This is a genomic window from Ruegeria sp. BJ5 (assembly GCF_056537865.1).
This window is the reverse complement of record NZ_JBQFSH010000002.1, coordinates 487,506-497,581: the sequence shown is the minus strand read 5'-3', so window position 1 is coordinate 497,581 and position 10,076 is coordinate 487,506. Positions and strand designations below refer to the sequence as shown.

Below are 10,076 nucleotides of genomic sequence, written 5' to 3'. Positions count from 1 at the left end.
TTTGGCAACAGCCATTGCGCAAGTCACCAATAACGCGAAGCCTGCAACATTCCCCGAAGTTGGCAAAACCCGGATTTGCCGGATGCTGCCTGCTCTTATAGGAATTCCAGAGGGTTGGAAACATCCTGCCTTTGGGCTTGCGCCAAAAACACGGTCCTACACGATGTCGGGAAGCGACGAGTGGATCGTTTGATCAAGGCCGGTGCCTTCTATAGGCTGTCGTGCAGCAAGAGATCAGGATGCAAGACCTTATGAAACCGAACTTTCTTGTCCGTGTGCTGTTCTTGACGTGGACAATCGCTCTGGCCTGCGCGACCGGTGCGGCGGCGCAGACCTCGCTGATCCCGGGGTATCCCGGGGCGTCCAGTGAAACAGAGGCCCCGCAGGACAACGATGTTGCGGCCGCGATCCGCGCAGCGACCGAGGCGGGCGCCAGCGTGATCGTCATCGACAGCGCCGGGCAGGTCGTATCCTCGGTTGGGCAGGCTGGTGGCCAGCCCGAGGACGTCGTCCACGATCCGATGGCGGAAAGTTCGCAGTTGATGAAGGCGCAGGAGCGCTTTGCCAAGTTCAGCGAAGCCGTGCGATCCCGCCTTGAGGCGTTGCCCTATTCGATCTTCGAGGTGCGCTACATCCTGGAGCAAACCAGTCCTGATGGCCGGATATTCACCTATGTCGAGGTGCTGGGATGGAACATCCTGTTCCTGATGGTTGGTCGATGGCTGTCGATCGAGCTGTACGGCAAGCGCTTTGCCCGACGGTGGGTCGTCGCCCGGATCAAGGAAAACCCGCAGGGGTATCGGGAAAAGATGCCGTTCCTTGTGTTCCGGTTCCTGATGGGTATCGGAGCCACGGTGTTCGCAATGCTGATGGCTCTGATCGTCGGGTATCTGTTCTTTGGCGAGGCCGAAGATATCTCGATCCAGTTCACCGTCACGGCGATTTTCACCGCGTTTTTTCTGTCACGTACGGTATCCGACTTATGGCGGATGGTGCTGTCGCCGTATCTCAGCCAATACAGGTTGCCGCCATTCTCGGACCGTGACGCCAAGCGGCTGTACATCTGGGCATCGGCGCTGGCGACCTATGACATCACCGCTGTTCTGTTTTCCACCTGGGTGGCGGATTTCGGGTTGAACTACAACGTCTACGCGATGGTTTATGGCGGGCTGACCCTGATCGGGATGGTCGGAAACATCCTGATGATCCTGTTCAACGCCCGGGCCATTTCGAACGCGATCCGAGGCGGCCGTCAGCCGGACCAGGTGTCCTGGCTGCTGCGGTTCGTGTCATTTGGCTGGGCCCCGGCCCTGATCGTCTATCTGGTCTTCAGCTGGTTCAAGCTGGCGGTGGATCTGGTGCTCGAGACCGAGGACTCGCTGCCGATCGTCGCAAGCAGCTACATGATCTTCATGTCGGTCGTCATCGCCTATGGCGCCATGAACTATCTGCTCGAGCGGTACTTCGATCGCAATCGGCAGATCGAGGCTCTGAATGCCGAACTCGATTCCGATGAGGAGGCCGTTCGCACCTCGGAGACGCCTGAGGCGGAGCAGCGCAAGCACACATTGGTGACCTACGAAGATCTTGCGCGGCGTGTCGCGGGTATCCTGGCCTTTGTCGTCGGCATCTATGCACTGGTCGTCATCTGGAATCCCGAAGCCAGCTGGAGCGAGGATTTGCCCATTGGCCGGGCGTTGGATGTGATGGTGATCCTGTTCATCGGCTACATCCTGTTCCACTTCTTCCGGATCTGGATCGACACCAAGATCGCTGAAGAAACCGATGATGGAGCCGCCGAAGCCGAGTTGGGTGACGAGGGCGGAGAGGGCGGTCAAAGCCGCCTTGCCACGCTGCTGCCGCTGTTTCGGGGCGCCATACTGGCTGTGGTGGTCGTGACCATCGTGCTGATCGTTCTGATGGAGCTGGGCATAAATGTCAGCCCGCTGTTTGCAGGCGCCGGCGTTGTCGGTCTGGCCGTGGGCTTTGGCTCGCAAACACTGGTGCGGGACATTTTCTCAGGCGCGTTCTTCCTGATGGATGACGCGTTCCGCAAGGGGGAATACATCGACATCGGAGATGTCAAAGGTACGGTCGAAAAAATCTCGGTCCGGTCTTTCCAGCTGCGCCACCATCTGGGGGCACTGAACACGATCCCGTTTGGTGAAATCAAGGTTCTGACCAACTACTCGCGCGACTGGGTGATCATGAAACTTCCGCTGCGGGTGACCTACGACACGGACGTCGAGAAGGTCCGAAAGCTGATCAAGAAACTGGGGCAGGAGTTGCTGGAGGATCCGGTGATCGGGGACAACTTCATCCAGCCGCTCAAGTCGCAGGGCGTTATCGAGATGCAGGATTCCGCGATGATCATCCGGGTCAAGTTCATGACCAAGCCGGGCGACCAGTGGCTGGTGCGCAAGAAGGTGTATCAAGAAATCCGCGAGTTGTTCGCGCGCGAAGGCATCAAGTTTGCCCACCGCGAAGTCACGGTACGACTGGCCGATGGCAAGGACCCCGAAGACCTGTCTCCGAAACAACGCGAGGCAGTCACCGGTGCGGTGCAAGCCGCAATTGACGAGGAGTATCTGGACGATATCGGCCCCGGTGGAGACGACCGCTAGGGCGCTCCCGCCCCTTTGACCTGCGGCGCCGCCGCGCCGCCGTTCAAAGCGTTGGGCAAGGCCGCGCGTTCCGCGCGGCGGTTTGGTCTTTGTTCAGGTGGTTTGCCACGTGGGATCGGACGTGCCGAGCCGGGATGCCGGGACGGGCCAGTGCATCTTTGCCTCACCGACGCTGAGCGCGGGGTTCAACCGTTTGCCGGGACCCCAGCCGGACTCTTCTGATCGGGATGCGTAGTCCCCGGGTTCGGCAGCGGTGATCGGGTCGCCTGTCCCGGATTTCGCGAGGCTGGCCAGTAACTCGGCAGTACGGGCAAGCGACAGGCGCCCATCCATGATCGAATGCCCCGAAGCCGCTTCTGTCAGGGCCGACAGGACAGCGGCGGCCATCAAATAGCCGGTGGCATGGTCAAGTGCCTGAACAGGCAACGGTGTGGGCTTGTCCGCTCCGGCCCAAACGCGGCCGGCGTCAGCGATTCCTGCGCTCATCTGGACGAGGCTGTCAAATCCGCGACGGGTGGCCCAGGGTCCCTGCCAACCATAGGCATCCAGCGTAACTTCGACCCGGTTTGGAGCGACCGTATCGCGCACCTCTTTGGTCAGGCCCAGGGCCTCCAGCGCACCGGGACGGTAGCCGTGGACAAAGACATCCGCTTGCGCCAGCAGCTCTTGCAGCTTTTCCAGGCCGGCGGGTGTCTTGAGGTCCAGATACGCGCAGCGCTTGCCGAGCGAGATATCGGGGATCACGCCCGGCTCATCCCAACCTGGTGGGTCGATGCGCAGCACTTCGGCTCCGAACCCGGCCAGCGTTCGGGTGGAAACCGGGCCGGCCAGCACGCGTGTCATGTCGAGAACCCGAAGCCCGGCTAAAGGCCGATCCGCGCGTGCCTGTCGCCTGTCGCGTAGGGTGATCCGGCGTGGACCGTGCCAGCCGATCAACGGATCCCGCGTCACGGCCCGGCCTTGCGGGTGGTCCAGCCACTCGGCCCGGCTGCGCATGGCGGCGGCAACACCACCCTGCGCCACGATATCCGTTTCAAGGTTCGAGACCGACCAGCTCTTGATGGCCTGCGTCACCGCGGCACGATCCCCCTCGGTCGCCAAAACCTTGAGGGCCGCTTCCCTATGGTGGGGGAGGTTGGTGTGCAACCTGATCCAGCCATCGGCTCCCCGATAGTCGCCCGCGATCGGATCCCAGAGGCTTTGCATATCCCAGCCTTCGGGCTTGAACGAATACCCGAACCACAGCGACGCGAGGCGGTGATCGACCAATGACTTTGGTGGGAGCGAGACAAGATTGGTGGCCTGCATGAACCGTGCAAGCTCGTGGCCCACGGCTGCAAAGCTGGCTGTTGCCAGCTCGGACACGGCAAAGGCGCTGGGAAGCGCACCGGAGCCGGCGACCTGATAGGCCTCGGACGGTGGAAGCGAAGCCAGCAGGCTCATTGCTGATAAGGGTCCAGACTGTCGCGCAGCCCGTCACCCAGGAAATTGAAGGCCAGCACCACCACGATGATCGGTAGCATCGGGATGGCCGTCCACGGATAGATCTCGATCGAGGCGAGGTTTTGCGCGTCGTTCAGCATCACGCCCCAGCTGACCGCCGGTGCCCGTAGGCCCAAGCCAAGGAAGCTGAGCGCCGTTTCCCCCAGGATCATGGCTGGGATCGACAGCGTGGCCGAGGCAATCAGGTGAGACATGAAGTTGGGCAGCAGATGCTTGCGGATTACCCGGCCGGAACTGGCACCCATCATCTCGGCGGCGCGCACATATTCTTCTTCGCGCAGCGACAGGAATTTGGCGCGCACGGATCGGGCCAGCCCGGGCCAGTCGAGGATGCCGAGGATGATCGAGATGATGAAGAACACCGCAACAGGCGACCAGTTCGACGGAACCGCGGCCGATAGTGCCAGCCACAGGGGGAGTTCGGGCAAAGACCGCAGGATTTCGATCACGCGGTTGATGACCCAGTCGATCCGTCCGCCGAAATAGCCGGCCAGCGACCCGAAGAGGATGCCAAGGAAGAACGAGACCGAAATGCCGATCAGGCCAACGGTCAACGAAAGCTGTGCGCCGTATAGGATGCGGCTGAAGATATCGCGGCCCAGCCGGTCCGAGCCCCAGAGGAACAGAGTCGTGCCTTCCGGGGCGCAGAACAGATGCGTGTTTGACCGGATGAGCCCGGCCAGCTTGTACTCGGATGCCTCGCAGAAGAACCGCACGGGTCGCGGATCCTCGGTGTCAGGGACGAATTTCCATTGAAACGTCTCGAGGTCGGCCTCGGCCACGATCGGGTAGACGTACGGCCCGATGAACTCGCCTTGGTGGAACCAGTTCACCGATTGGGGCGGTGCGTAGAGATGTTCGCCATTTCGTTCGTTCGGGCCATAAGGCGCGATGAACCCTGCAAACGGGAGCATCAGGTAGCACAGCAGCAGGAAAATGCCCGATATCAGACCCAGCCGGTGTGTCTTGAACTTGCGCCAGACCAGAACCCAATTCGGGGCGTCCAGATCCCTGCGCTCCAATTGCTGCAAAGATGCTTCGGGATCGAAGGGAGCGTCGTCGACAAAGCGACCGTCGGGAAGTTTGCTCATGCTTCGCGCCCCTCGTACCGGATACGCGGGTCAAGCATGACCAGCAGAATGTCGGAGATCATGGTGCCGATCAGCGTCAGCAGTGCCACGAACATCAGAATGAAGGCTGACAGGAACTGGTCCTGTGTCTTGAGCGCCGTCAGCAGCGTGGGGCCGATGGTCTGCAAACCCAGCACCACCGAAACCAGAACCGATCCCGACACCATAGAGGGCAGCAGGTTGCCAATATCGGCCACAAAGGGGTTGAAGGCCACACGCAACGGGTACTTGGTCAGCATCCGCGACGGCGACATACCCTTGGCGATAGCGGTTTCAACATAAGGCTTGCCCAATTCGTCCAGCATGTTGGCGCGCAGGCGCTGCATCATGGCCGAGGCGCCCGAGGTGCCGATCACGAATGTGGGCACGATCAGATGAACCAAGATGGACTTCATCTTGTCCCAGCTCATGGGTTGCCCCTCGTACACCGGGTCCATCAACCCGCCGATGGGCAAATCGAGGTAACGGTGACCGTAGTAGAACAGGATGAGCGCCAGCAGAAAGTTGGGCGTCGCCAATCCCAGATACCCCACGAAGGCGGTCGAATAGTCCACCCAGGTCCGCGATTTGGCCGCCGCCATTACGCCCAGAGGCAAGGCCACGGCATAGACGAACAGGATCGCGGCAAGGTTCACGACCACGGTCAGCCACAGCGTGTCCCCGACGATGTCGGCCACCGGACGATCGAATTCAAAGGACCAGCCGTAGTTGCCCTGCAGCAACCCCTCAAACCCATGAGGGCCGGGAAAGAAGCCGACCCAGATCAGGTATTGTTCCCACATCGGGCGGTCCAGAGCGTATTCCTTTCGCAGGAATTCCGCCTTGGCCACACCGGCCGACTGCCCCGAAGCTTGCAGTTCGGCAATCTGGTTGCTGAGATAATCTCCCGGCGGCAGGTTGATGATCACGAAGATCAGCATCGATACCACCAACAGGGTCAGCAGCATCGTGAAAAAGCGATACACCGCGTAGCGGAGCATGATCATCTATCCGCTCCTGTCAGTCGGCGAGAAAGAATTCGTCTGGGCGGTGCACTCCGAAATGCGCGCCGGGTTCCCACGCCCACATGGCCTGTTCGGGAACATTGCGCAGACGGTTTGAAACCACGATCGGCTGGGGCGCCCCGTTCAGAATTCCGATGCCATAGATCTGGTCGGCGTGTATCTTCAACATCTCCTCCCAGACCGCCCGGCGTTCATCCTCGGTTTTTGCAAGTTCCCAGACGTGGTTCAACTCCAGCAAGCGCTGGGCTTCGGGCAGGTCGGGCGGCTCGCCGGCTTCGCCGCCGGTTTGATAGTGCTGCCCCCATTTTGGCCAGGCCAGAAACACCTGGTCGGTCGGGGCCAGGTAAACCGGTGACGTATGCAGTTGCGGGATGCCATCATCCCAGCCATACCAGACCGAAGCCATCGTATTGCCGGCGAATACGCGGTTGCGCAGGATGTCGCGGTCAAGCGGTCGCATGACCAGTTTCACCCCGATTTCCCGCCAGGTATCAGTCACGATCTGCAGCGCGTTCTCGACCTCTTGGCGTTCCCCGGCCGTCTCGATCACCAGCTCCATGGGGCGGCCGTCCGGCAACAGGCGTGTGCCGTTCTTGTCGCGCTGCGTCAGCCCGACCTCGTCCAGCAGGGCGTTGGCCTGTGCGACGTCGTATTGCGCCCAGGCCTGCGCGTTCTCTTCACTGTAGAAGGGCGAGGCAGGCAGAACGGACATGGCGGCCGGATGCGCCAGTTTGAAGTACAGCGCCTGGTTGATGGTCTGCCGGTCGATGGCCAGCGAAAGAGCGCGACGGACACGGACATCGCGCAGCACATTGCGCCAGACCTCGTCTTCGAAATTCAGGTTGGGGTAGATCGCGATCTGTGACGCGACACCGGTTTTCCAGAGTAGCGTCTTATAATTTCCGTTGGTTTCGCCCTTTTTCAGGATCGACGCATCCCGAAAATCAAGCCCACGACCCTGCAGGTCGGTCTCACCGGCATTGGCCTTGGCCGCCACCAGGCCGGGAGCCACGATCTCCATCTCGATTACGTCGATGTATGGCAGTTGCAAACCCTTCGAGTCGATGCGGTGGTAATATGGGTTGCGGACGAAATTGTGCCGGATCTTCTTGCCCGAGCTGGCGTTCAGCCAAGGCTGCAGAGTGGGCAGTTCGTGATTGTCGTACTTGTAGAGGTTGTCCAACTTGTTGTGCAGGGCAGCCCAGCTTTTGACACGTGCGTCACTGACCTCGAAGTCCAGTTTTTCCTTGTCGGCATATTTCTCGTGATAACGCTTCAGGAACGCAGCAGGGCGGTAGATGAATGGCGGTCGCGCCTGCGCCAGTGAGGCCAGAAAGTTTGGGTTCGGGTCGTCCCATTCGTAGATCACCGTCGTTTCGTCCGGGAACGTGACCGTGGGGAGCTTGCCCTCAACCCGCAGGAAATCAGGGGGGCCGGACGGGCTGAGAAGCTCGTTGTTGGCCACGTCTTCCCACCAGTATCGGAAGTCTTCCGAGGTGAACGGTGTGCCGTCCGACCATTTGTGCCCCTTGCGCAGGTGCAGTGTGTACTTGCGGTTTTCGTCGTTGTCGTAAGACGCCAGCAGATCGGGGACCAGGTTGTACTGGGCATCGAAGCCCACCAGTCGGGCGTAGCCATAGACCACCATCTGCCGGATATCCTTGGACCGGGTGACCATCGTGCGCAAGGTTCCGCCCTGTTTGCCGAATTCGCGCCCTTTCGAAGACAGGTCGACGATCAGCGGTTCCTGCGGGATGCGATCTTGCACCGGGGGCAGGTTTCCGATGTCCACCTCGGCTTTCCAGAAGGTGCTTTCCTGCAGGTCGGGAAGGGTGTCGGCCCAGGCGGGCAGGGCCGCGCCCAGCGTCAGCGCGGCGGCCAGAAACTTGAATCGAGTGGTCTTAAACATGGCAACGTACCTTATGGCCGGGCTCCATTTCCACGAGTGAAGGTATCATGGTGTCAGAGAATCTAAAGGCGTCATCCCAACTGTCCGGGGAGCCGGCGCCAAGGGCGACCAGTTTCAGATCGATGGGACGATTGATATCGGGTTCGGGTTGTGCGGCAATCAGGGCCTTGGTGTAGGGGTGGCGCGGGTTGTAGAACAAGGTCTCGGGCGGAGCCTGTTCGACGACCAGCCCTTGGCGCATGACCGCGACCTCGTCCGCGATGCGGGCGACCACGGCCAGATCGTGAGAAATGAAAAGATAGGAAAGGTTCAGACTGTCCTGCAGTCTCTCCAGAAGGGTCAGGATCTGTTCCTGGACCGAAACATCCAAAGCTGATGTCGGCTCGTCGCAGACGATCAGGGACGGATCCAGCATCATCGCACGGGCGATTGACAGGCGTTGGCGTTGACCGCCGGAAAAAGCGTGCGGGTAGCGTTTGAGCATCCCGGCGTTCAGTCCCACACGTTCAAGCATCTCAGCGGCTTTGTCGCGGCGTTCGGCCGTCGTGCCGATATTGTGGATCTCCAGCGGTTCGGTCATCGCATCCTGAATGCGCATGCGCGGGCTCAGAGAACTGTAGGGATCCTGAAACACCATCTGAGCCTTGCGCTGAAACGCCTTGCGCTCCTCGCGGGTCATCTGGTGGACGCGGATCGGGTTTTCGCCCGGCGCGGCTCGAAAAAGCACCTCGCCGCCCGGGTCTGGCAGCTCGGCCCCCAGCGCAATCCGGGCCGCGGTGGTTTTGCCCGATCCGCTTTCACCGACTACGGCCAGCGTCTTGCCGCGGGCCAGTTTCAGGTCGACGCCCCGGCAGGCATAAATCAGCTTGTCCGCTTTCCAACCGCGCGACGACCGCATCGTGTAGGTCTTGCACACATCCTTCATGTCGAGGATCAGATCCTCGTTCGGCATCGGGATTCCCACGGCTTCCTTGTCCGGGATCTCGGGTGCCGCATCAAACAGCTGGCGGGTATAGGGATGGGCCGGAGCATTCAGGATCAGCTCGGCCGAACCCGCCTCCATCACCCGGCCTTTGTGCATGACGACGACCTGTTCGGCCATATTGGCGACCACGCCCAGGTCATGCGTCACCAGAACCAGCGCCATACCAGTTTCTTTCTGTAGATCCTTGATAAGGCCCAGCACCTGAGCCTGGGTCGTCACATCCAGTGCAGTTGTTGGTTCGTCGGCAATCAGCAGTTCCGGTTTGGACACCATCGCCATCGCGATCATCGCGCGTTGACGCATCCCACCCGAAAGTTCGAAGGGATACGAGTCATAGGCACGAGCCGGATCGGGAAAGCCCACGCGTTCGAACTGCGACAGCACTTCCTTGCGAGCCTCAGACTCGGAGGCGCCCCGATGGAGCCACAGAACCTCGCTGACTTGGTTGCCGATCTTGTGCAACGGAGAAAGCGACCGCATAGGCTCTTGAAAGATCATCGAAATTCGATTGCCGCGGATGCCACGCATCTCACGTTCGGAAATTTCGGACAGCGCGACGCTGCCCTTGGAAGTGTTCAGCTGCATTACGCCGCTGCGGATCTGGGCTGTCCTGGGCAGAATGCGCAGCACCGCCCGGCAAGAGATCGTCTTGCCCGACCCGGATTCCCCGACCAATGCCAGCGTTTGCCCGGCCTCGACATCGAAATTCACATCTCTGACGACGGGCTCCCCGGCGCCGAAACCGATGGTCAGATCTCGGACAGACAACAAGGCCGTCATTCGGGCTTTCCACCCGTGTGGCCACCGCGTGACATTGGTTTTGAACTCCCTGGTTTTTTGTCGCAGTTTCGCGCGCTTGGGGGCGACTAGTCAAATACCTTCTTGGGCTGAAATGTCGCGGAAACGTGACGAACAGTGCAT

General features: G+C 60.6%; 6 protein-coding genes. 1 reads left to right on the top strand and 5 read right to left on the bottom strand.

The window, feature by feature from the left end:
- Positions 1-251: 251 nt before the first annotated feature.
- Complete coding sequence (locus tag ACR0NY_RS09935) at positions 252-2,624, top strand: mechanosensitive ion channel family protein (protein WP_093964558.1); 2,373 nt, start codon at positions 252-254, stop codon at positions 2,622-2,624.
- A 93-nt stretch (positions 2,625-2,717) separates the two neighbouring features.
- Here the strand turns inward: ACR0NY_RS09935 and ACR0NY_RS09930 are convergent, their stop codons facing one another.
- The 5 genes from ACR0NY_RS09930 to ACR0NY_RS09910 are packed head-to-tail and all read right to left on the bottom strand — an operon-like array spanning position 2,718 to position 9,935.
- Positions 2,718-4,067: a CoA transferase gene (locus tag ACR0NY_RS09930; protein ID WP_170367863.1), complete on the bottom strand. Its 1,350-nt coding sequence runs from the start codon at positions 4,065-4,067 to the stop codon at positions 2,718-2,720.
- The gene (locus ACR0NY_RS09925) at positions 4,064-5,218 is read right to left on the bottom strand and encodes an ABC transporter permease (protein WP_170339824.1); all 1,155 of its coding nucleotides are present in this window, start codon (positions 5,216-5,218) and stop codon (positions 4,064-4,066) included. Before ACR0NY_RS09925 ends, ACR0NY_RS09930 begins: the two co-directional genes overlap by 4 nt.
- A complete protein-coding gene (locus ACR0NY_RS09920; RefSeq protein WP_093964561.1) occupies positions 5,215-6,243 on the bottom strand; it encodes an ABC transporter permease in 1,029 nt (342 codons plus the stop codon). The genes ACR0NY_RS09925 and ACR0NY_RS09920 overlap by 4 nt, the downstream gene beginning before the upstream one ends.
- A gap of 13 nt (positions 6,244-6,256) precedes the next feature.
- The gene (locus tag ACR0NY_RS09915; protein WP_170339825.1) at positions 6,257-8,170 is read right to left on the bottom strand and encodes an ABC transporter substrate-binding protein; all 1,914 of its coding nucleotides are present in this window, start codon (positions 8,168-8,170) and stop codon (positions 6,257-6,259) included.
- A complete protein-coding gene (locus ACR0NY_RS09910; RefSeq protein ID WP_170367865.1) occupies positions 8,163-9,935 on the bottom strand; it encodes an ABC transporter ATP-binding protein in 1,773 nt (590 codons plus the stop codon). Before ACR0NY_RS09910 ends, ACR0NY_RS09915 begins: the two co-directional genes overlap by 8 nt.
- Positions 9,936-10,076: the final 141 nt, after the last annotated feature.

Excerpts from the sequence above, each read along its gene's own strand:
- ACR0NY_RS09935 (WP_093964558.1), top strand. The coding sequence starts at position 252 with ATGAAACCGAACTTTCTTGTCCGTGTGCTGTTCTTGACGTGGACAATC.
- ACR0NY_RS09930 (WP_170367863.1), bottom strand. The coding sequence starts at position 4,067 with ATGAGCCTGCTGGCTTCGCTTCCACCGTCCGAGGCCTATCAGGTCGCC.
- ACR0NY_RS09925 (WP_170339824.1), bottom strand. The coding sequence starts at position 5,218 with ATGAGCAAACTTCCCGACGGTCGCTTTGTCGACGACGCTCCCTTCGAT.
- ACR0NY_RS09920 (WP_093964561.1), bottom strand. The coding sequence starts at position 6,243 with ATGATCATGCTCCGCTACGCGGTGTATCGCTTTTTCACGATGCTGCTG.
- ACR0NY_RS09915 (WP_170339825.1), bottom strand. The coding sequence starts at position 8,170 with ATGTTTAAGACCACTCGATTCAAGTTTCTGGCCGCCGCGCTGACGCTG.
- ACR0NY_RS09910 (WP_170367865.1), bottom strand. The coding sequence starts at position 9,935 with ATGACGGCCTTGTTGTCTGTCCGAGATCTGACCATCGGTTTCGGCGCC.